Source organism: Streptomyces sp. BL1, from assembly GCF_057628045.1.
Map to the genome: position 1 here is coordinate 3,234,588 of NZ_JBXYWZ010000002.1, position 20,521 is coordinate 3,255,108.

At 71.7% G+C, this 20,521-nt stretch carries 19 protein-coding genes; 12 read left to right on the plus strand and 7 right to left on the minus strand.

Annotation, left to right across the window (positions count from 1 at the left end):
- Positions 1–145 precede the first annotated feature (145 nt).
- The 3 genes from AC3AGO_RS14190 (at position 146) to AC3AGO_RS14200 (ending at position 3,457) form a co-directional block, all read left to right on the plus strand.
- Positions 146–778: a Maf family protein gene (locus tag AC3AGO_RS14190; RefSeq protein ID WP_487820554.1), complete on the plus strand. Its 633-nt coding sequence runs from the start codon at positions 146–148 to the stop codon at positions 776–778.
- 229 nt (positions 779–1,007) lie between these two features.
- Positions 1,008–3,248 carry a carbon starvation CstA family protein gene (locus AC3AGO_RS14195; protein WP_487820555.1) on the plus strand — a complete coding sequence of 747 codons (2,241 nt, stop codon included), beginning with the start codon at positions 1,008–1,010 and terminating at the stop codon, positions 3,246–3,248.
- Positions 3,245–3,457 carry a YbdD/YjiX family protein gene (locus AC3AGO_RS14200; RefSeq protein WP_487820556.1) on the plus strand — a complete coding sequence of 71 codons (213 nt, stop codon included), beginning with the start codon at positions 3,245–3,247 and terminating at the stop codon, positions 3,455–3,457. Before AC3AGO_RS14195 ends, AC3AGO_RS14200 begins: the two co-directional genes overlap by 4 nt.
- A 691-nt stretch (positions 3,458–4,148) precedes the next feature.
- Here AC3AGO_RS14200 and AC3AGO_RS14205 read toward each other — a convergent pair.
- Positions 4,149–4,604, minus strand: a complete 456-nt coding sequence (locus AC3AGO_RS14205) for a hypothetical protein (RefSeq protein ID WP_487820557.1) — start codon at positions 4,602–4,604, stop codon at positions 4,149–4,151.
- Between the two features lie 360 nt (positions 4,605–4,964).
- Here AC3AGO_RS14205 and AC3AGO_RS14210 point away from each other — a divergent pair, with 360 nt between their 5' ends.
- Together AC3AGO_RS14210 and AC3AGO_RS14215 are read left to right on the plus strand one after the other, a co-directional pair.
- The gene (locus AC3AGO_RS14210) at positions 4,965–6,743 is read left to right on the plus strand and encodes an acetyl/propionyl/methylcrotonyl-CoA carboxylase subunit alpha (RefSeq protein ID WP_487820558.1); all 1,779 of its coding nucleotides are present in this window, start codon (positions 4,965–4,967) and stop codon (positions 6,741–6,743) included.
- Between the two features lie 345 nt (positions 6,744–7,088).
- Positions 7,089–7,724: a class I SAM-dependent methyltransferase gene (locus AC3AGO_RS14215; protein ID WP_487820559.1), complete on the plus strand. Its 636-nt coding sequence runs from the start codon at positions 7,089–7,091 to the stop codon at positions 7,722–7,724.
- Positions 7,725–7,770: 46 nt separating this feature from the next.
- Here the strand turns inward: AC3AGO_RS14215 and AC3AGO_RS14220 are convergent, their stop codons facing one another.
- The 3 genes from AC3AGO_RS14220 to AC3AGO_RS14230 form a co-directional block, all read right to left on the minus strand.
- Positions 7,771–8,412 (minus strand): MerR family transcriptional regulator, encoded by a 642-nt coding sequence (locus tag AC3AGO_RS14220; protein ID WP_487820560.1) that lies wholly within the window; start codon positions 8,410–8,412, stop codon positions 7,771–7,773.
- A 178-nt stretch (positions 8,413–8,590) separates the two neighbouring features.
- Positions 8,591–9,514 (minus strand): DeoR/GlpR family DNA-binding transcription regulator, encoded by a 924-nt coding sequence (locus AC3AGO_RS14225; RefSeq protein WP_487820561.1) that lies wholly within the window; start codon positions 9,512–9,514, stop codon positions 8,591–8,593.
- Between the two features lie 169 nt (positions 9,515–9,683).
- Complete coding sequence (locus AC3AGO_RS14230; RefSeq protein ID WP_487820562.1) at positions 9,684–11,132, minus strand: NAD(P)H-quinone dehydrogenase; 1,449 nt, start codon at positions 11,130–11,132, stop codon at positions 9,684–9,686.
- Between the two features lie 95 nt (positions 11,133–11,227).
- Here AC3AGO_RS14230 and AC3AGO_RS14235 point away from each other — a divergent pair, with 95 nt between their 5' ends.
- From AC3AGO_RS14235 to AC3AGO_RS14250, 4 genes are all read left to right on the plus strand, one after another.
- Positions 11,228–11,674, plus strand: coding sequence for a gamma-glutamylcyclotransferase family protein (locus tag AC3AGO_RS14235; RefSeq protein WP_487820563.1), 447 nt, complete (start codon positions 11,228–11,230; stop codon positions 11,672–11,674).
- Positions 11,675–11,946: 272 nt separating this feature from the next.
- Positions 11,947–12,225, plus strand: coding sequence for a hypothetical protein (locus tag AC3AGO_RS14240; protein ID WP_487820564.1), 279 nt, complete (start codon positions 11,947–11,949; stop codon positions 12,223–12,225).
- Between the two features lie 153 nt (positions 12,226–12,378).
- Positions 12,379–13,200, plus strand: coding sequence for a purine-nucleoside phosphorylase (locus AC3AGO_RS14245; RefSeq protein WP_487820565.1), 822 nt, complete (start codon positions 12,379–12,381; stop codon positions 13,198–13,200).
- Between the two features lie 91 nt (positions 13,201–13,291).
- On the plus strand, positions 13,292–14,980 hold the full coding sequence (locus tag AC3AGO_RS14250; RefSeq protein WP_487820566.1) for a phospho-sugar mutase: 1,689 nt from the start codon (positions 13,292–13,294) through the stop codon (positions 14,978–14,980).
- A 355-nt stretch (positions 14,981–15,335) separates the two neighbouring features.
- Here AC3AGO_RS14250 and AC3AGO_RS14255 read toward each other — a convergent pair whose 3' ends face one another.
- The 3 genes from AC3AGO_RS14255 to AC3AGO_RS14265 form a co-directional block, all read right to left on the minus strand.
- Complete coding sequence (locus AC3AGO_RS14255) at positions 15,336–15,668, minus strand: helix-turn-helix domain-containing protein (RefSeq protein WP_487820567.1); 333 nt, start codon at positions 15,666–15,668, stop codon at positions 15,336–15,338.
- Positions 15,665–16,036, minus strand: coding sequence for a type II toxin-antitoxin system RelE/ParE family toxin (locus tag AC3AGO_RS14260; RefSeq protein WP_487820568.1), 372 nt, complete (start codon positions 16,034–16,036; stop codon positions 15,665–15,667). Before AC3AGO_RS14260 ends, AC3AGO_RS14255 begins: the two co-directional genes overlap by 4 nt.
- A gap of 103 nt (positions 16,037–16,139) precedes the next feature.
- A complete protein-coding gene (locus AC3AGO_RS14265; protein WP_487820569.1) occupies positions 16,140–16,904 on the minus strand; it encodes a PH domain-containing protein in 765 nt (254 codons plus the stop codon).
- Positions 16,905–17,018: 114 nt separating this feature from the next.
- Here AC3AGO_RS14265 and deoC point away from each other — a divergent pair, with 114 nt between their 5' ends.
- Genes deoC through AC3AGO_RS14280 form a run of 3 tightly spaced genes read left to right on the plus strand, consistent with a single transcriptional unit; the run spans position 17,019 to position 20,300 of the window.
- Positions 17,019–17,975 carry a deoxyribose-phosphate aldolase gene (deoC, locus tag AC3AGO_RS14270; protein WP_487824656.1) on the plus strand — a complete coding sequence of 319 codons (957 nt, stop codon included), beginning with the start codon at positions 17,019–17,021 and terminating at the stop codon, positions 17,973–17,975.
- A gap of 1 nt (position 17,976) precedes the next feature.
- On the plus strand, positions 17,977–19,437 hold the full coding sequence (locus AC3AGO_RS14275; protein WP_487820570.1) for an aldehyde dehydrogenase family protein: 1,461 nt from the start codon (positions 17,977–17,979) through the stop codon (positions 19,435–19,437).
- Positions 19,434–20,300: an aldehyde dehydrogenase family protein gene (locus AC3AGO_RS14280; protein WP_487820571.1), complete on the plus strand. Its 867-nt coding sequence runs from the start codon at positions 19,434–19,436 to the stop codon at positions 20,298–20,300. Before AC3AGO_RS14275 ends, AC3AGO_RS14280 begins: the two co-directional genes overlap by 4 nt.
- Positions 20,301–20,521: the final 221 nt, after the last annotated feature.

The following is a 20,521-nucleotide window of genomic DNA, read 5'->3' on the forward strand; positions in this document are numbered from 1 at the left end:
GCGCGGGTGCGGTCCGGTGTGCCCACCCGTTCCGCCCCTTGGGCGGACCAGCTGCCCACACCTCGGCGGGGCTGCCGCCACCGCTTCACCGCGCAGCGCGAGCGCCCCCGCACCGCGCCCTCCGAACGCTCCCTACCATTGCCGTATGACCTCTTCGCTTCCCGATGTGTCCGTGTCCGCGCCCGCCCGACGGCTCGTTCTCGCTTCCGCCTCGCCCGCGCGGCTGGGGCTGTTGCGGCAGGCGGGGCTGGCGCCCGAGGTGATCGTCAGCGGTGTGGACGAGGACGCGCTGTCGGCGCCCTCGCCGGGCGAGTTGGCGCGGGTGCTCGCCGAGGCCAAGGCGCAGGCCGTCGCCGCGCGGGACGAGGCGGCGGGGGCGCTGGTCGTCGGCTGCGACTCGGTGCTGGAGCTCGACGGGGAGGCGCTCGGCAAGCCCGCGGACGCCGAGGAGGCCGCGGGGCGCTGGAAGTCGATGCGCGGCCGCGAGGGCGTGCTGCAGACCGGGCACTGTGTGATCGACACGCTGAGCGGTGCGCGTACGTCGGCGACGGCCTCCACGACGGTGCGGTTCGGCGAGCCGTCGGACGCGGAGATCGCCGCGTACGTGGCGTCCGGCGAACCGCTGCACGTAGCGGGCGCGTTCACGCTCGACGGCCGGTCGGCGCCGTTCGTGGACGGCATCGACGGGGACCACGGCAACGTCCTCGGGCTGTCGATGCCGCTGCTGCGCCGCCTCTTCGGCGAGCTGAACGTGCAGATCACCGACCTGTGGGCGTGACGCACGCGGGCGCGCACCGCGGGGCGCACCGCTGAGCGCGCCGCTGAGACGCCGGCCTCACACCGGATAAGCCGGCCCCGCACCGGTGCGGCCGGCGGCCGTTGGCACACCGGGCGTCCCTGCGGGAGACCCCGCGCGTCAATCGACATCGGATCGAGATCTTCTACAAGGTCGTCGCTGGTTAGCATCGTCGGGCCCTACGCAACAGCCCGTTGAAAGGCACGACGACGTGTCCACGCACCTCCAGGGACGCCGCGCCGCCCCACGCCCCGTCCGTATCGCCGTATGGCTGCTCGTCGCCCTGGTCGGCGCGGCAGGCTGGGCGGTCCTCGCGCTCGGGCGGGGCGAGAAGATCTCCGCGATCTGGATCGTCGCCGCCGCGGTCGGCTCGTACCTCATCGCCCAGCGTTTCTACGCCCGCTTCATCGCCCGCAAGGTGCTGAAGACCGACGACGGCCGGGCCACTCCCGCCGAGCGGCACAACGACGGCGTGGACTTCCATCCGACCGACAAGCGCGTGCTGTTCGGCCACCATTTCGCCGCGATCGCCGGCGCGGGACCGCTGGTCGGGCCCGTACTGGCCGCGCAGATGGGCTACTTGCCGGGCACCATCTGGATCGTCGTCGGCGTGATCCTCGCCGGCGCGGTGCAGGACATGGTCGTGCTGTTCTTCTCGATGCGGCGGAACGGCAAGTCGCTCGGCCAGATGGCACGCGACGAGATCGGCCGGGTCGGCGGAATCGCCGCGCTGATCGCGGTGTTCGCCATCATGATCATCATCCTCGCGGTGCTGGCGCTGATCGTCGTGCAGTCCCTCGCGGAGTCCGCGTGGGGCACGTTCTCCATCGCGATGACCATCCCCATCGCGCTGTTCATGGGCGCCTATCTGCGCTGGGTACGCCCCGGCCGGATCACCGAGATCTCGCTGATGGGCGTCGCGCTGCTGCTGCTCGCGATCGTCGGCGGCCGCTGGGTCGCCGAGTCCTCCTTCGGCGACGTGTTCGTACTGTCGCCGAAGACCCTCGTCGTCTGCCTTGTGGTGTACGGCTTCGTCGCGTCCGTGCTGCCGGTGTGGATGCTGCTGGCGCCGCGCGACTACCTGTCCACCTTCATGAAGATCGGCACAATCGTGCTGCTCGCGGTCGGCGTGCTGCTGGCCAACCCGGCCCTGGAAGCGGACCCCCTCACGCACTTCGCCGAGACGGGCACCGGGCCGGTGTTCGCGGGCGCGCTCTTCCCGTTCGCGTTCATCACCATCGCCTGCGGCGCGCTCTCCGGCTTCCACGCGCTGATCTCCTCGGGCACCACCCCGAAGATGATCGAGAAGGAGAGCCAGGTCCCGCTCATCGGCTACGGCTCGATGCTGATGGAGTCCTTCGTCGCCGTGATGGCGCTGGTCGCCGCGTGCGTCATCGACCCGGGCCTGTACTACGCGATGAACGCCCCGGCCGGCGTACTCGGCGACAGCCTCCAGTCGGCCTCGCACGCCGTGCAGGGCTTCGGCTTCCACATCTCGCCCGGCCAACTCCAGGACATGGCGCACAAGGTGGGCGAGGAGAACCTCGTCGCCCGTACCGGCGGGGCGCCGACGCTGGCCGTCGGCATGGCCGTGATCCTGGCGAAGGCGTTCGGCAGCGAAGGCATGATGTCCTTCTGGTACCACTTCGCCATCATGTTCGAGGCGCTGTTCATCCTGACCGCGGTGGACGCGGCGACGCGTGTCGGCCGGTTCATGCTCCAGGACACGCTGGGCAACGTGTTCCCGCGGTTCGGGGACAAGAACTGGAAGCCCGGCATCTGGATCTGCTCCGCCGTCGTCGTCCTCGCCTGGGGCTACTTCCTGTGGGTCGGCGTCACCGACCCGCTCGGCGGCATCAACCAGCTCTTCCCCCTCTTCGGTACGGCCAACCAGCTGCTCGCCGCCATCGCGCTCACCATCTGCACGACGCTGCTCATCAAGTCGGGGCGGCTCAAGTGGGCCTGGGTCACCGGGATTCCGCTCGCGTGGGCGCTCGCAGTGACGATGACCGCGAGCTGGCAGAAGATCTTCTCCAGCGATCCGAAGGTCGGGTTCTTCGCGCAGCGCAGCCAGTTCCAGGACGCGCTGTCCGCCGGCAAGGTGCTGCCGCCGGCCAAGACGCCGTCCGACATGGCGACCGTCGTCCAGAACTCCACGGTGACCGGCACGCTTTCCGCGGTCTTCGCCGCGCTGACCCTTGTGATCGTGGCGGCCTGTGCGGTGGTCTGTGTGAAGGCACTGCGGAACGGAGGGTCGCTGCCCATGCAGGAGGACGCGTACGTGGAGTCCCGCATCCTGCCGCTGCCCGCGAGCGGTTCGGGCGACGCGGAGGGCCCTGGCGGGCCGGAGGCGGAGGGCCCTGGCGGGCCGGAGCCGGTGGGGGCGGGTTCCGGGTCGGGCGGCTCGGGAAGCGGTCGTTCGGGGAGCGGCGGTTCGGGGAGCGTCCGGTGAGCGCCGGCGCCGTTTTTGGCGGGCGGGTGCGGCAGGCGTGTGCGCGGGCCTGGTGGTACGTGCAGGAGCTGAACGGCGAGCACGCGTACGAGCGGTACGCGGAGCGCGCCCGGGCCGCGGGTGAACCGGTCGTCTCCCGCGCGGAGTTCGAGCGGGCGCGGGTCGACCGGCGCGACGCGGATCCTCGGGAGGGCGGGCGCTGCTGCTGAGCGCTCGCGCTGTGCGGGGACGCTCGCGCTGTGCGGTGCTGTGGTGCGGGTGGGGTGCGGTTTGCGGTGTGCGGGGGTGGGGGTGGTGGCTCCGGGGGACCCCGGGACGCATGATTTACGGGCCGCGCTCCCCGACACGTCCGGGCCGACCCGTCATTGGCTGTGCACGGCCCGAAAATCACGCTCTATTGTCCCGGGGCGCCCCCTACACCCCCACCCCCACCCGCGACCACGCAAAGGTGGGGGTGGGAGGGGGGGGGGCTGGGGCCCGCTTTGCGCTGTGGGGCCCGCCTCCCGCCCCGGTGTGGGCAGCCGGCCCACTGTGCACTGTCGGGCCAACGCCCACTCGGTGTGGGCAGCTGGTCCGCCCAAGGGGCGGAACGGGTGGGCACACCGGACCGCACCCGCGAGGTCTGTCCCCCACGCACCCAACGCCCGCGCACCCGCGCCCCGCCAAGGGGCTGCCCCGCACAGGGACCCGCGCCCCTGGGGGTTGAACCGCACAGGCCCCGCGCCCCGCCGAGGGGCGAACCACACACGGGCCCCGCCCCCACGAGAGGCGCGCCCCGCACAGGCCCCGCGCCCCGCTGAGGGGGCTGCCCCGCACAGGGACCCGCGCCCCGCCGAGGGGCAGCCCGCACACGGGCCCCGCCCCGCAAGGGGCGACCCGTACAGGGGCGGGGCTACGCCCTCAAGTCGCGGACGGGGCCGGACCGTTGGGGGCCGGCTTCGTGGCGGGGCTCTCGTCCTGCCCAGGCTCCGCGTAGCCGATCAGGGTGAGGACCACGAGGGCCAGGACGAGGACCATGAAGCTGAACGCTCCCCAGCCGGAAAAGCTCAGGGAGGCCGCCGCGAGGATCCCCTGCACCACGGCGCAGCTGATGAGCAGGATGCGGAAGAGGCCCCGCGGGCCGGTGTCGCGTACGGCGATCCGTACCGCCAGCACGGCGCACAGCAGCAGGTAGCCGCCGAAGAGCACGCCCGCGACCCACGCGCCGACGCTCATCACGCGCGGGTCCGCGCCGGCCATCGACATCTTCTGGCTGTCGACCATGAGGCCGAGCAGCAGATTGAGGAACACCACCCCGACCGCTTCGACGATCAGCACCACCGCCGCGGCCACCGCCGCCGGCCGTCTCAGCGCCACCACCCCGCCCACCTGCTTCCGTTGACCCGTTACTGCGAGTACGTCATCTGCCGGCAAGCACGCTACTGACGGGTATGGGGTCCGGCAAGAGAACTGGCACGGGGCAAAGTTTCTTCCCGTCGTTCGTAGGGATTCCACAAAGGAGTGGTCCTCTGCCGCACCCCAGGCCACAGAGATCTTGCCCACACCTGGGTCGTGTTCAACTGCCGTGGTTCCCCGGCGTACCGTGGAACGACAGGGATTTCGAGGGGTGCGGAGCCGACGGATCACAGTGCGTGTGGGCAAGCTCACCCCCCTGGGCGACTCGGCGCGCGGTGTCGCCAGTACCTAAACTCACGTTGTTTCAAGGAGGGAGTCATCGTGCGCAAGGTGCTCATCGCCAACCGCGGCGAGATTGCGGTCCGCGTAGCCCGGGCCTGCCGGGACGCAGGGATCGCGAGTGTCGCTGTCTATGCCGAGCCGGACCGGGACGCGCTGCATGTACGCGTCGCCGACGAGGCATACGCGCTGGGCGGTGACACTCCTGCCGCCAGCTATCTCGATGTGGAGAAGGTCCTGAAGGCCGCCGCCGACGCGGGTGCCGACGCCGTCCACCCCGGCTACGGATTCCTCTCCGAGAACGCCGAGTTCGCCCAGGCCGTCGGCGACGCCGGGCTGACCTGGATCGGCCCGCCGCCACAGGCCATCCGCGACCTGGGCGACAAGGTCGCGGCCCGGCACATCGCCGAGCGGGCCGGCGCCCCGCTGGTCGCCGGCACCAAGGACCCGGTCTCCGGCTCCGACGAGGTCGTGACCTTCGCCGAGGAGCACGGGCTGCCGATCGCCATCAAGGCCGCCTTCGGCGGTGGCGGCCGCGGCCTGAAGGTCGCCCGCGAACTGGCCGAGGTCGCCGACCTGTACGACTCCGCCGTGCGCGAGGCGGTCGCCGCCTTCGGCCGCGGCGAGTGCTTCGTCGAGCGCTACCTGGACCGCCCCCGGCACGTGGAGACGCAGTGCCTGGCCGACAAGCACGGCAACGTCGTGGTGGTCTCCACCCGTGACTGCTCCCTCCAGCGCCGCCACCAGAAACTGGTCGAGGAGGCGCCCGCGCCGTTCCTGAGCGACGAGCAGAACGCCGAGCTGTACCGCGCGTCGAAGGCCATCCTGCGCGAGGCGGGCTATGTCGGCGCCGGCACCGTCGAGTTCCTCGTCGGCCAGGACGGCACGATCTCCTTCCTGGAGGTCAACACCCGCCTCCAGGTCGAGCACCCGGTGACCGAGGAGGTCGCCGGCATCGACCTGGTCCGCGAGATGTTCCGCATCGCCGACGGCGAGGAGCTGGGCTACGACGACCCGCAACTGCGCGGTCACTCTTTCGAGTTCCGTATCAACGGCGAGGACCCGGGCCGCAACTTCCTGCCCGCGCCCGGCACCGTCACCACCTTCGCGCCGCCGTCCGGCCCCGGCGTACGGCTGGACTCCGGCGTCGAGTCCGGCGCCGTCATCGGCCCGGCCTGGGACTCCCTGCTGGCCAAGCTGATCGTGACCGGCGCGACCCGGCAGCAGGCGCTGCAGCGTGCCGAGCGGGCGCTGGCCCAGTTCACCGTCGAGGGCATGGCCACGGCGATCCCCTTCCACCTGGCGGTGGTGACCGACCCGGCGTTCGCGCCGGAGGTCAACGGGCGGGCGGGGCAGCCGTTCGACGTCCACACCCGGTGGATCGAGACGGAGTTCGTCAACGAGATCAAGCCCTTCGCCGGCGCCCCCGCGGACGCCGAGGAGGACGACGGCAACCGCGAGACCGTCGTCGTCGAGGTCGGCGGCAAGCGGCTGGAGGTCTCACTGCCCTCCTCGCTGGGCGTGTCCGCGGCCCCGGCCGCCGGCGGCGGGGGCGGCAAGAAGCCGAAGCGGAAGGCCGCCAAGAAGTCCGGCGCCGCCGCGTCCGGTGACGACCTGGCCTCGCCGATGCAGGGCACGATCGTGAAGGTCGCCGTCGAGGAGGGCCAGCAGGTCGAGGAGGGCGAGCTGGTCGTCGTCCTGGAGGCGATGAAGATGGAGCAGCCGCTGAACGCGCACCGCTCCGGCACCGTCAAGGACCTCAACGCCCAGATCGGCGGCTCGCTGTCGGCCGGCAGCGTGATCTGCCAGATCAAGGACTGACCAGCCAGCTCGAAATGAGGCCCGGCCTTGCGGCCGGGCACAGGCGCGGAGCGAGTTCCGCGTCACACCAAGCACTGCAGTCACAGCCGCCCGCTCCCGCCCCAGGGGGCCGGGCGGCTGCTCTGTACTGCGACGTTCTACACGGGTTTCCCGAGCATCCACCGGATGCTCGAACAGCCGTCTCCCTCTTGCCACTTGGGGTGCACGGACCGGTACCTATGGTGAGTTGTGTCAGCAGCTCAGAGACGGTTTAGGGTCAGCAAGGTCCCCAGCGGCACCTCCCCCAGGGTGTACCGTGACCCACGGTATCGATAGCCGCACTATCACCTACGACGCAGGTGGGCCATGACCGAAGTGTTGACGTTCCTCAAGGAGTTCGGCCGCTCGCACCGCGACACCGGAGCGATCGCCCCCAGCGGCCCCCGGCTCGCGAGAGCCCTCACCCGTTATGTCATCCCGAGCCCCGGCCGCGGGCACGCCGTACTCGAAGTGGGACCCGGCACAGGTTCCGTCACACGGCACATCACCGCCTCGCTCGGCGCGCACGACACCCTCGACCTCGTCGAGTCCAACCCACGCTTCACCGAGCTGCTGCACGACACGTACGGCCACGATCAGCGGCTGCGGCTGCTGACCGGACTCGTGCAGGACCATCCCCTCGGCAGTTACGACACGATCGTCTGCGGTCTGCCGTTCGCCAATTTCGATCCGGCGACGACCGAGGAGATCCTCTTCCAGCTGCTGAGCACGCTGCGGCCCGGCGGAACCCTGTCGTTCTTCGCGTACGCCGGCGTACCGCCGCTGCGCCGCGCCTTCACGTACGGCGACGCCCGCTCCCGCACGCTCGCCACGCAGGAAGTGCTCGGGCGCACGCTGGAGCGGCACGCGTTCCGCTCCGAGACGGTGCTCGGCAATCTGCCACCGGCCAGGGTGCACCACCTGGCGCCGGTCGTGGAGCCCGCCGCCGCGGCAGCGGCCTGACAGCCGCGGCTCCACGGCCTGACAGGGTTCGGCTTCGCCCTCCCCGTCAGCCCGACGCGTCCTCCTGGGCGATCCGGCGCAGCGCCGCGAGCGCCGCGTCGCCCAGGACGGTGCCCAGCACCGCGCTCTCCACCTTGGCGTCGGCATCGGGCGCCCGGGAGATCATCTCCAGCTCCGCGGCGGCGAGTTCACCGGCCGCCTCCGCGTACCGGTCGAGCAGGCCGAGGAGTTCGTGCTGGTCCAGGTCGCGGTAGGCGGCCACGATGCGCACCAGCGCACGCCGCCCCGGGTTCTCCGGCTTCACCGTCCAGCCGTGCCGCCGGACGAGCCCGTCGACCTCGCGCTCGGCGCGCTCCGTGTCGCCGGCCGGCGCACCGCCCTCCTCCACGGGCTCCCCCGCCGCCCTGCCCGGGACCGGGCCGAGCGCCGACTGGGCCGCGCCGAGCATGCCGTGCACCGTGCGCCCCGGGGTGTCGACCTCACGCAGCACCTCGCGGGCCGCGGCGACGGAGAGACCACCGACGTCGAGCAGGGCGCGGATCAGACCCAGCCGCCTGACGTGCGGCTCGCCGTACCGCACCTGGTTCGGATTGGTGCGCTCACCCGGGGGCAACAGGCCTTCCCGCGTGTAGAACTTGATGGTCGGCGCCGGAACCCCCGTACGCCGCGCCAGCTCCCCGATCCGCATCTGCCGAGCATATCGGGGGAGTTGACACCATCTTTACAAGCCTTGCGGTAATGCTCCCCCTGCCGGTCCGTGATTCCGGCCGGGGGTCCGGGGGTTGCCCCCGGGCAATGGAGCACAAGCCTTGCGGTACTGCTCCCCTGCCGTCCGCGATTCCGGCCGGGGTCTTCCGGTGCTGCCCTTACGCCCGCCGCAGTGCCGAGGCGCTGCGCAGGCCCGTGGGCGGGGGCGAACCCGCCGTGCCGGGCGGTGCGTTCCGCCGGGGGCCCGGAAGCTGCATGTCCCGGCGTGCGGCGGGCTCCGGCCCGGCGACGCCCGGCACGGGGCCCGGTGGCCCCGTCCCGTCCGGACTGCCCGCCGCGGGTCCCGCGACGGCGATCTGCACCCCCTGATCGGCAAGGGCCTGCAGCTCCGTGGCGGCACGGTCGTCGTGACCCGGCGGCTCGTCGGTGACGAGCCGGGTGATGACGTCCGTCGGCACCGTCTGGAACATGGTGTCCGTGCCCAGCTTGGTGTGGTCGGCGAGCACCACGACCTCGGCGGCGGCCTGCACCAGCGCCCGGTCGACGCTGGCGGAGAGCATGTTGGACGTGGACAGACCGCGCTCCGCGGTCAGCCCGCTGCCCGAGAGGAAGGCACGGGAGACCCGCAGCCCCTGGAGGGACTGCTCGGCCCCGCTGCCGACCAGGGCGTAGTTGGAGCCGCGCAGGGTGCCGCCGGTCATCACGACCTCGACGCGGTTGGCATGCGCCAACGCCTGTGCGACCAGCAGGGAGTTGGTGACGACCGTCAGCCCTGGCACCCGCGCGAGCCGGCGGGCCAGCTCCTGCGTGGTGGTGCCCGCACCGACGACGACGGCCTCGCCCTCTTCGACGAGCCCGGCGGCCAGATCGGCGATGGCCGTCTTCTCAGCGGTGGATAGATGGGATTTCTGGGGGAAGCCCGACTCCCGGCTGAAACCGCCCGGGAGTACGGCACCGCCGTGCCGGCGGTCGAGGAGTCCTTCTGCCTCCAGCGCCCGCACGTCACGACGGACGGTCACTTCAGAGGTCTGGACGACGCGGGCGAGCTCACGGAGCGAAACCGCTCCGTTGGCTCGCACCATTTCAAGGATCAGTTGACGACGTTCCGCAGCGAACACGAAACTGACAGTAACGCCAACGACCGTCTTGTTTCAGCAGTTTGCGCCGATTAACAGAAGTTGTTCGTACGCTCATGCTCAACGTGGTATAGGGCCCGCCCCAGTTGACGGCACCTCAGACGCACCACGCGCCTCAGGCGACCTCGCCCGACTGCCTGGTGTGCAGCTGACGAGCCACTTCGGCAATCGATCCGGTCAATGACGGATACACAGTGAACGCCTTGGCGATCTGCTCGACGGTCAGATTGTTGTCCACCGCGATCGAGATCGGATGGATCAGTTCACTCGCACGAGGGGCCACCACGACACCGCCCACGACGATGCCCGTACCCGGCCGGCAGAACAGCTTCACGAAGCCGTCCCGGATGCCCTGCATCTTCGCCCGCGGGTTCCGCAGGAGCGGCAGCTTCACGACGCGCGCGTCGATCTTGCCGCTCTCCACGTCCGCCTGGCTGTAGCCGATCGTGGCGATCTCCGGGTCCGTGAACACGTTCGCGGAGACCGACTTGAGGTCCAGCGGGGCCACCGCGTCGCCCAGGAAGTGGTACATCGCGATGCGGCCCTGCATGGCCGCGACCGAGGCGAGCGCGAAGACGCCCGTGCAGTCGCCGGCCGCGTACACGGCGGGCGCCGACGTACGCGAGACGCGGTCCGTACGGATGTGCCCGGAGTCCTTCAGCTGCACCCCGGCCTCCTCCAGGCCGATGCCGCTGGTGTTCGGCACGGCGCCGACCGCGACCAGACAGTGCGAGCCCGTGATCGTACGGCCGTCCTGCAGCGTGACCTCGACGCGGTCGCCGACGCGCTTCGCCGAGGAGGCACGGGAGCGGGCCATCACGTTCATGCCGCGCCGCCGGAACACGTCCTCCAGCACGGCGGCGGCGTCCGCGTCCTCGCCCGGCAGCACCCGGTCCCGCGAGGACACCAGCGTCACCTGCGAGCCCAGCGCCTGGTACGCGCCGGCGAACTCGGCGCCCGTGACACCGGAACCGACCACGATCAGCTCCTCGGGGAGCTCGTCCAGGTCGTACAGCTGCGTCCAGTTGAGGATCCGCTCGCCGTCCGGCTGCGCGTCCGGGATCTCCCGCGGGTGCCCGCCGGTCGCGACCAGCACCGCGTCCGCGGTCAGCCGCTCCTCGCTGCCGTCCGCGGCGGTGACGACGACCTCGCGCGAACCGTCCGGGCCCTGCGTGGGCTCCAGCCGCCCGCGGCCGCGGAGCACGCGGCCGCCCGCGCGGGTGACGGAGGCGGTGATGTCGTGGGACTGCGCGAGGGCGAGCCGCTTCACACGCCGGTTGACCTTGCCCAGGTCGACGCCGACGACGCGCGCCGGGTCGTCCGGGTCGTGCGTGCTGTCCTCCACGCGGATGCCGAGCTCCTCGTAGGAGGAGTCGAAGTTCGTCATCACCTCGGCTGTGGCGATGAGGGTCTTCGACGGCACGCAGTCGGTGAGCACCGAAGCGCCGCCGAGACCGTCGCAGTCGACGACGGTCACCTCCGCTCCGAGCTGGGCGGCCACCAACGCCGCCTCGTATCCGCCGGGTCCGCCACCGATGATCACGATCCGAGTCACAAGTGCCATTGTCCCGTACGCGACCAGCCGGGGAACGCCCGCCCCCTCCGGTTGGGCCATCTGCCCGCCTGAGACCGCATCGTCCCTCCCGTACGCTCGGACCCATGTCCCTCTACGCCGCCTACGCGGCCAACCTCGATCCCCGCCTCATGTCGCGCCGGGCCCCCCACTCGCCGCTCCGCGGCACGGGCTGGATCACCGGCTGGCGGCTCACCTTCGGCGGTGAACAGCTCGGCTGGGAAGGGGCGCTGGCCACCATCGTCGAGGACCCCGGCGCCGAGTCGTCGGAGATCTTCGTGGCGCTGTACGACATCGCGACGCTGGACGAGGAGTCCATGGACCGCTGGGAGGGCGTGGGCATGAGCATCTACCGCCGCACCCGGATCCGCGTGCACACCCTCGACGGCGACGAGGCCGCCTGGGCCTACGTCCTCAACGGCTGGGAGGGCGGCCTCCCCTCGGCCCGCTACCTCGGCGACATCGCGGACGCGGCGGAGTCCGCGGGCGCCCCGCACGACTACGTCATGGAGCTGCGAAAGCGCCCGTGTTAGGGCGCGCCGTGGCGTGCGGGTGCGCCGCTTCGTGTGCCCGTGCGGGAAGTGGGACGGCTGCGGTTCGCGCTGGGGTTCGCGCAGTTCCCCGCGCCCCTTCCGGCGCAGTTCCCCGCGCCCCTTCCGGGGCGCCCGGGGCGCCCGCGCGAGCGCCCCTGTGCGTGCGCCGTCGCACGTCAGGAGGGACCTTGCCCGCGGGTGCCCGCATACGCTGCGTCCGCCCTAGACTGGGGCGGCGCGACGGGGCCGCGAGGCCCTGAGGGGAGAGCACGATGCCCACGTACCAGGTCTACTTCACCGAGCAGGCCGCGTTCGCCCGCGACCGGCTGGACGACCAGCAGCGCGCCTCCTTCGACAAGGGCGTCTCCCTGCTCGCCCGTGATCCGTTCCCGAAGCTGTCCCGCCCGATAAGCGCGACCGGGGACGACCGGACGATCCGGCTCACCCAGAGCATCCTCGTCGAATACACCGTGACCATGGGCCGGCTGCTGATCTTCATCGTCGAGGTCTTCAACGACAAGGACGTCTTCATCACCGAAGAGGCCGTCTGACAGGCGGCGATGCCGTCGCGGCGAGCAGAACGTACGAGCGGGTGCCGGACAACTCCGGCACCCGCTCGTACGTTCCACCGGACTCCGGCCGTTGCGGCAACTGACCCCGCTCCCCTTCTACGCGCGTAGGCACTCAGCGGCTACCCTCGACCCGTGAACGCTTCCGCCACTGCGCATACCGCCGAAGACCCGCACCGTTCCGCCGATGCCGCCGCAGCGCGACTGCGCGAGCTGACCGGTACGGACAGCCACGACGTCGCCCTGGTCATGGGCTCCGGCTGGGTGCCCGCAGCCGACGCGCTGGGCACCCCCGAACACGACTTCCCGGTCACCGAACTGCCCGGCTTCCCGCCGCCCGCCGTCGCGGGCCACGCGGGCCGCATCCGCTCGTACAAGGTCGGCGACAAGCACGCCCTCGTCTTCCTCGGCCGCACCCACTACTACGAGGGCCGCGGCGTCGCCTCCGTCGCGCACGGCGTGCGGACGGCCGTCGCCGCCGGCTGCAAGACCGTGGTCCTCACCAACGGCTGCGGCGGGCTCCGCGAGGGCATGCACCCCGGCCAGCCCGTGCTGATCAGCGACCACATCAATCTGACCGCCACCTCGCCCATCGTCGGCGCCAACTTCGTCGACCTGACCGACCTCTACTCGCCGCGGCTGCGCACGCTCTGCCAGGAGGTCGACCCCTCCCTGGAGGAGGGCGTCTACGTGCAGCTGCCCGGCCCGCACTACGAGACCCCGGCCGAGATCGGCATGGTCCGCGCCATCGGCGGGGACCTGGTGGGCATGTCCACCACGCTGGAGGCCATCGCAGCCCGCGAGGCGGGCGCCGAGGTGCTCGGCCTGTCCCTCGTCACCAACCTGGCGGCGGGCATGACCGGCGAGCCCCTCAACCACGAGGAGGTCCTCCAGGCGGGCAAGGACTCCGCGACCCGGATGGGCTCCCTGCTCGCGCAGGTACTCGGCCGGATCTGACGGGCGCCCCGGCACCCGCCGGACGAGGCTGTACGAGAACCGTACGGGCCGCAGGACCGTACGTGGCCGCGGCAGAGAGGCAGGACGAACCGTGCACGAGCACGCTGACGAACCGGTGACCGCCCGGGCGCGGGCCTGGCTGGCCGAGGACCCCGACCCGGACACCCGCGAGGAGCTGGCCAAGCTCGTCGAGGCCGGGTCCGCGGGGGACGACGCCGAACTGCGGGCCCGGTTCGCCGGGATGCTCCAGTTCGGCACGGCCGGGCTCCGCGGTGAACTGGGCGCGGGACCGATGCGGATGAACCGCGCCGTGGTGATCCGCGCCGCCGCCGGCCTCGCCGCGTATCTGCGCGGCCAGGCGCAGGGCGGCGGGCTCGTCGTGATCGGCTACGACGGCCGGTACAAGAGCGCCGAGTTCGCCCGGGACACCGCCGCGGTGATGGTGGGTGCCGGCTTCCGGGCCGCGCTGCTGCCGCGGCCGCTGCCCACTCCCGTACTGGCCTTCGCCATCCGGCACTTGGGCGCCGTGGCCGGCGTCATGGTGACCGCGAGCCACAACCCGCCGCGGGACAACGGCTACAAGGTCTACCTCGGCGACGGCACCCAGATCGTGCCGCCCGCCGACGCCGACATCGCCGCGCAGATCGACGCGGTCGGCCCGCTGGACGGGGTGCCGCGGCCGGAGTCCGGCTGGGACGTGCTCGGCGAGGACATCGTCGACGCGTATCTCGCCCGCAGCGCCGCGGTGTTGACCGAGGGCGCGCCGCGCGACCTGCGCGTGGTGCACACGGCGCTGCACGGCGTCGGTGCGCGGACGGTGCACGACGCGTTCGTACGGGCCGGCTTCCCCGCCCCCGTCGCGGTGCCCGAACAGGCCGAGCCCGACCCGGACTTCCCCACCGTCGCCTTCCCCAACCCGGAGGAGCCGGGGGCGATGGACCTCGCCTTCGCGAAGGCCCGGGAGGTCCACCCCGACCTGGTCATCGCGAACGACCCGGACGCGGACCGGTGCGCGGTCGCCGTGCCCGACGAGGGCGCCGAGGACGGCTGGCGGATGCTGCGCGGCGACGAGGTCGGCGCGCTGCTCGCGACGCACCTGGTGCACAAGCGGGCGCGCGGCACGTTCGCGACGACGATCGTCTCGTCGTCGCTGCTGGGCCGGATCGCGCGGGCCGCGGGCCTCGCCCACGAGGAGACCCTGACCGGCTTCAAGTGGCTGGCCAGGGTGGACGGTCTGGCCTACGCGTACGAGGAGGCGCTGGGCTACTGCGTCGACCCCGGCGGGGTGCTCGACAAGGACGGCGTCACGGCGGCGCTGCTCGTCGCAGAACTGGCGGCGGAACTCAAGGCCGCCGACCGTACGCTGCCGGAGATGCTCGACGATCTCGCCGTCGAGTACGGGCTGCACGCCACGGACCAGCTGTCCGTACGCGTCGAGGACCTGTCGCTGATCGGCGCCGCCATGGAGCGGCTGCGGGCGAAGGCGCCGAAGGAGCTGGCGGGGCTCACCGTGACGTCCGTGGAGGACCTCGCCGACGGGGCCTCGGGGCTGCCGCCGACGGACGGGCTCCGGTACCACCTGGACGGCTCGGGCACGGACGCCGGAGTCGCCTCGGCCCGGATCGTCGCCCGGCCGAGCGGCACGGAGCCGAAGCTCAAGTGCTACCTGGAGGTCGTCGCCCCGGTCTCCGGACCGGACTCGCTTCCGGCCGCGCGCTCTGCGGCGGCCACGGTCCTCGACGCCCTCAAGCGCGACCTCGCCACGGCGGCGGGGGTCTGACCCGATGCGCCGGGACCGCACGACCACCGGTCCCGGCGCACGCGGTGCATGCCCGCGCCGTTGCCCCGTACGCTCAGCGCGTGAAGACCATCACGGCACACGAGTTCGCCGCCCGTCCCGAGGCCGTGCTGGACGACGTCGCGGCCGGCGCCTCCTACCAAGTCACCCGGAGCGGCAGGGCGATCGCCGAGGTGCGACCCGTGGATCCGCGGCGACGCTTCGCCCCGGTCGATGAACTGCGGCGGAAGTGGCTCAACGCGCCAGGGCCCGACTCCGCCCGGATGCGCGCGGAGGCCGAGGCGTTCTTCCGGGACGAGGACCGCCTGGACGACGGCGGTCCCGGACGACCGCCGCCTCAGGCCGCCCCGATCACCCGTCCTTCGTATTCGAGGGTGAGGGTGAGCTTGGCACCGAGCCCGGTGGCATAGGTCTGCATCGTCTCCAAGTTGTGCACCTCGCCCCGCTCGATCTGCGAAACCCTGGCCTGGGAGATGCCCAGCGAGGCCGCCACCTGCGTCTGCGAGAGCTCCAGCCTCTCCCTCAACTCGCGCAGGTGGTGCCCGAGCGCGAAGGCTTCACTGGCGACACGCGCTTCGCGTTCGTGCTCCGCCCATTCGCTGTCGGAGACGTCCTGCCGGGCCTCCCGCATCTTCCGCTTGACCTCTTCCCAACCGGCCCACTCGGTCATTTCTCCTCCTCGCACTTCTGGGCGCGATATGCCTCGTAGCGCTCTTCGGCGAGCGGAACCGCCTCTGCGTACCACCGGTGCCAGCGCCCGCACTTGTCCCCGGCCACCAAGAGGACCGCCCGGCGCTCCGCATCGAAGACGAAGAGGATCCGAAGCTCCGTGCCAGCGCTGCTCCCAGGCCGGAGCTCTTTCAGGTTGTGGATCCGGCTCCCCTGGATCCGGTCGACGAACGGGCGGCCGAGCACCGGTCCACGTTCAGCGAGCAAGCTCACCGCATCCTTCACCTGTGCCGCACTTCTCAGGTCCTCCTGAACCAGCTGGAGCAACCACTTCTGCACCTCGGAATGGAGGTGGATCTCCCATGCCATGCCCTGTAGCACAGCCTAGAGCCGCCCCACCCAAAAGGGAATCCTTATTGATTCACTGCAACGAGGTGTCGGCGACGCAGAAAGTTGACGTGACGCGCTCGTCTCACCCAGTCGCCCAGAGGGCTGCCAGAGCGAGGACGCCGGCCGCCAGGGGGACGAGGATCTCCCAGGCCCAGCGGACCCGGACGGGGCCGGAGGCCGGTGCCGACTCGCCGTGCCGAGCGTGCAGTTCGCGGAGCTCGGCCATCACCACGTCGGCGTGCGCGCGCCGTTCGGACATGTCCGGCTCGCCGACCGCCGGGGCGCCGCCGAAGCCCAGGAAGCCGCCGCCGGCGGGCGGACGGCCCGACGCCACGCGGTCGTTGTGCCGCGTCGCCCTGTTCCGCGCGCGCAGGGACACCGGCACGGCCCAGAGCTGATACTTGGAGCCGGCGGCGACGAGCTCGCTGGAGTATCCCGCCTGCAGCGACTCGACCTCGCCCCAGGGGACGGTGACGGTCCGGAAGGGATTCCGGACGCGCATCCTGGTCTCCCCCGCATACACCGCGGGGCGCAGCGTGAAGGCGATCACCAGCGGGAACATCAGCACCAGCCCGGCGAGGGCCACCCACGGGGTGCGCCCCGAGCCGCGCAGCACGGCGTCCGCGCCGAGCCAGGCGCCGAGGGCGAGCAGCACGATGCCGCCGGCCATGCCGGCCGGCGAACGGTAGCAACGGTCGGCATACGCGGGCGCGTTGGCCCCGCCCGCGGAGCCCGCCGCCTTCCCGGAACCGGACGTCTTCGCGGGTCCGGACGGCCCGGACGTCGTCGCGGGCTCGGGGCCGGGCACCGGGCCGGACGCGGATTCGGGCTGGGACTCGCTCGTCATGGAGCCGATTGTGCCGGAAGGGTCCGACAGCGGACATTGCGTTCCCGCATCGAATACGGACGGGCCATGGACTGTTCGCGATGCTACGCGTGTAGATATGCTCGCCTTGTGACCATGCCACCCACGCCCACAGACCAGCCCGCACTGGCGGACGTGACCGCGTCCGACGCCGCGCTGCGCCGTTATCTGCACGGCCTGCCCGGGGTCGACGCGGTCGGCCTCGAAGCCCGTGCCGCCGCGCTCGGTACCCGTTCGATCAAGACGACGGCCAAGGCGTACGCGATCGACCTGGCCATCTCGATGATCGACCTGACCACCCTCGAAGGGTCCGACACCCCCGGCAAGGTGCGGGCGCTGTGCGGCAAGGGGATCAACCCCGACCCGACGGACCGCGGCACCCCGCGGGTCGCCGCGATCTGCGTCTACCCGGACATGGCGGCCATCGCCAAGGAGGCGCTCGCCGGTACGGACGTCCATGTCGCGTCCGTCGCCACCGCCTTCCCCGCGGGGCGCGCCGCGCTGCCGGTGAAGCTGGCCGACACGAAGCAGGCCGTGGACGCGGGCGCCGACGAGATCGACATGGTGATCGACCGCGGCGCCTTCCTCTCCGGCCGCTACCTCCAGGTCTTCGAGGAGATCCGGACGGTCAAGGAGGCCTGCGGGGACGCCCACTTGAAGGTCATCTTCGAGAACGGCGAGCTGTCCACGTACGACAACATCCGCCGGGTGTCCTGGCTGGCGATGCTCGCCGGCGCGGACTTCATCAAGACCTCGACGGGCAAGGTCGCGGTCAACGCGACGCCGCCGAACACGCTGCTGATGCTGGAGGCGGTGCGGGACTTCCGCGCCGCGACGGGTACGCAGGTGGGCGTGAAGCCGGCGGGCGGCATCCGTACGTCCAAGGACGCGCTGAAGTATCTGGTGATGGTGAACGAGACGGCGGGCCAGGACTGGCTGAGCCCGGAGTGGTTCCGCTTCGGCGCGTCCAGCCTGCTCAACGATCTGCTGATGCAGCGTCAGAAGCTGCGTACAGGCCGCTACTCCGGTCCCGACTATGTGACGGTGGACTGACATGTCTCCTTCCCCCTTCGAGTACGCGCCCGCGCCGGAGTCGCGCGCGGTCGTGGACATCGCGCCCGCGTACGGGCTGTTCATCGACGGCGAGTTCCGCGAGGCGGCGGGCGGCCAGGTCTTCAAGACCGTGTCGCCCGCGACCGAGGAGGTGCTCTCCGAGGTCGCGCAGGGCGAGGCCGAGGACGTGGACGCGGCCGTCCGCGCGGCCCGTACGGCGTTCGCGTCGTGGTCGGCGCTGCCGGGTGCGGAGCGCGCCAAGTACCTGTTCCGGATCGCCCGGATCATCCAGGAGCGGTCCCGTGAACTGGCCGTGCTGGAGACGCTGGACAACGGCAAGCCGATCAAGGAGACCCGGGACGCGGACCTGCCCCAGGTCGCCGCGAACTTCTTCTACTTCGCGGGCTGGGCCGACAAGCTGTCGTACGCGGGCTACGGGGCCGACCCGAAGCCGGTCGGCGTCGCCGGGCAGATCATTCCGTGGAACTTCCCGCTGCTGATGCTCGCCTGGAAGATCGCCCCGGCGCTGGCCTGCGGCAACACCGTGGTCCTCAAGCCCGCCGAGACGACCCCGCTCTCCGCGCTGTTCTTCGCGGACATCTGCCGGCAGGCCGGACTGCCGCGCGGCGTCGTCAACATCGTGACGGGCGACGGCTCGACGGGCGCCGCGCTGGCCGGGCACCCGGGCGTCGACAAGGTGGCCTTCACCGGTTCGACGGCGGTGGGCAAGGAGATCGCCCGTACGGTCGCCGGTACGCGGAAGAAGCTCACCCTCGAACTGGGCGGCAAGGGCGCGAACATCGTCTTCGACGACGCCCCGCTCGACCAGGCCGTCGAGGGCATCGTCAACGGCATCTACTTCAACCAGGGCCAGGTCTGCTGCGCGGGCTCGCGCCTGCTCGTCCAGGAGTCCGTCGAGGGCGAGGTGCTGGACGCGCTGAAGCGGCGGCTGGGCACGCTGCGGGTCGGCGACCCGATGGACAAGAACACCGACGTCGGCGCGATCAACTCCGCCGAGCAGCTGGCCCGGATCACCGAGCTCGCCGACGCGGGCGAGGCGGAGGGCGCCGAGCGCTGGTCGGCACCGTGCGAACTGCCCTCCCAGGGCTACTGGTTCGCGCCCACCGTCTTCACCGGCGTCACCCAGGCGCACCGGATCGCCCGCGAGGAGATCTTCGGCCCGGTGCTGTCGGTGCTGACGTTCCGCACGCCGGACGAGGCGGTCGCGAAGGCCAACAACACCCCGTACGGGCTGTCGGCGGGCGTCTGGACGGAGAAGTCCTCGCGGATGCTGAAGATGGCGAGCGAACTGCGCGCGGGCGTCGTCTGGTCCAACACGTTCAACAAGTTCGACCCGTCCTCGCCGTTCGGCGGCTACAAGGAGTCGGGCTTCGGCCGCGAGGGCGGCCGGCACGGTCTGGAGGGGTACCTCACCCCGTCGAGCGAAGCGAGTGTGAAATGAGCACAGTTGAGCGGCTCAGCGTTCTGAAGACCTACAAGCTGTACGTCGGCGGGAAGTTCCCGCGCAGCGAGAGCGGGCGGGTGTACGAGGTGACCGACTCGAAGGGCAACTGGCTGGCCAACGCGCCGCGTTCGTCCCGCAAGGACGCGCGGGACGCGGTGTCCGCGGCCCGCAAGGCGGTCACCGGCTGGTCCGGCGCCACGGCGTACAACCGCGGCCAGATCCTGTACCGGGTCGCGGAGATGCTGGAGGGGCGGCGCGAGCAGTTCACCGCCGAAGTGGCCGCGGCGGAGGGCCTGTCGAAGCCGAAGGCGGCCGCCCAGGTGGACGCGGCGATCGACCGCTGGGTCTGGTACGCGGGCTGGGCCGACAAGGTCGCGCAGATCGCCGGTTCCGCGAATCCGGTGGCCGGGCCGTACTTCAACCTCTCGACGCCGGAGCCGACCGGCGTGGTCGCCGTTCTCGCCCCGCAGGAGTCCTCGCTGCTCGGCCTGGTGTCCGTCCTCGCCCCGGTGATCGTCACGGGGAACACCGCGGTGCTCGTCGCCTCGGAGGACCGGCCGCTGCCTGCGCTGTCCCTCGCCGAGGTGCTGGCCACCTCCGACCTGCCGGGCGGCGTCGTCAACATCCTGACCGGCGGCACGAAGGAGATCGCGGCGCCCCTGGCCGCGCACCAGGACGTGAACGCGATCGATCTCGCGGGGGCGGACGCGGAGTTGGCGCGCGAGCTGGAGGTCGCGGCGGCGGACAACCTCAAGCGGGTCCGTCGGCCGCGTGCGGAGGACTTCGCTGCCGAGCCCGGTACGGGGCGGCTGCTGGCTTTCCTTGAGACGAAGACGGTTTGGCACCCCATCGGAGCGTAAGCGCTTCGCGTGAGGGGCCGCATTCGCCTGCTTCGCGTACCTCGTGCGGGAGATGGGCGGGTGCGGTCCCGCTTCGTGCCGGTTCTGCGCAGTTCCCCGCGCCCCTTATCCGCCTCCCCCGTACGGAAGTCTGGCGGCTGCGGCCCCGTGCGGGGTCGGCTTTTTCGCGCAGTTCCCCGCGCCCCTGATCTGCTCCCCTGTCGGGGCTCCCCCCGCGCACA

Coding starts and splice junctions, on each gene's coding strand:
- AC3AGO_RS14190 (WP_487820554.1), top strand. CDS start 146: ATGACCTCTTCGCTTCCCGATGTGTCCGTGTCCGCGCCCGCCCGACGG.
- AC3AGO_RS14215 (WP_487820559.1), top strand. CDS start 7,089: ATGACCGAAGTGTTGACGTTCCTCAAGGAGTTCGGCCGCTCGCACCGC.
- AC3AGO_RS14220 (WP_487820560.1), bottom strand. CDS start 8,412: ATGCGGATCGGGGAGCTGGCGCGGCGTACGGGGGTTCCGGCGCCGACC.
- AC3AGO_RS14225 (WP_487820561.1), bottom strand. CDS start 9,514: ATGGTGCGAGCCAACGGAGCGGTTTCGCTCCGTGAGCTCGCCCGCGTC.
- AC3AGO_RS14230 (WP_487820562.1), bottom strand. CDS start 11,132: ATGGCACTTGTGACTCGGATCGTGATCATCGGTGGCGGACCCGGCGGA.
- AC3AGO_RS14235 (WP_487820563.1), top strand. CDS start 11,228: ATGTCCCTCTACGCCGCCTACGCGGCCAACCTCGATCCCCGCCTCATG.
- AC3AGO_RS14240 (WP_487820564.1), top strand. CDS start 11,947: ATGCCCACGTACCAGGTCTACTTCACCGAGCAGGCCGCGTTCGCCCGC.
- AC3AGO_RS14255 (WP_487820567.1), bottom strand. CDS start 15,668: ATGACCGAGTGGGCCGGTTGGGAAGAGGTCAAGCGGAAGATGCGGGAG.
- AC3AGO_RS14260 (WP_487820568.1), bottom strand. CDS start 16,036: ATGGCATGGGAGATCCACCTCCATTCCGAGGTGCAGAAGTGGTTGCTC.
- AC3AGO_RS14265 (WP_487820569.1), bottom strand. CDS start 16,904: ATGACGAGCGAGTCCCAGCCCGAATCCGCGTCCGGCCCGGTGCCCGGC.
- deoC (WP_487824656.1), top strand. CDS start 17,019: ATGCCACCCACGCCCACAGACCAGCCCGCACTGGCGGACGTGACCGCG.
- AC3AGO_RS14275 (WP_487820570.1), top strand. CDS start 17,977: ATGTCTCCTTCCCCCTTCGAGTACGCGCCCGCGCCGGAGTCGCGCGCG.
- AC3AGO_RS14280 (WP_487820571.1), top strand. CDS start 19,434: ATGAGCACAGTTGAGCGGCTCAGCGTTCTGAAGACCTACAAGCTGTAC.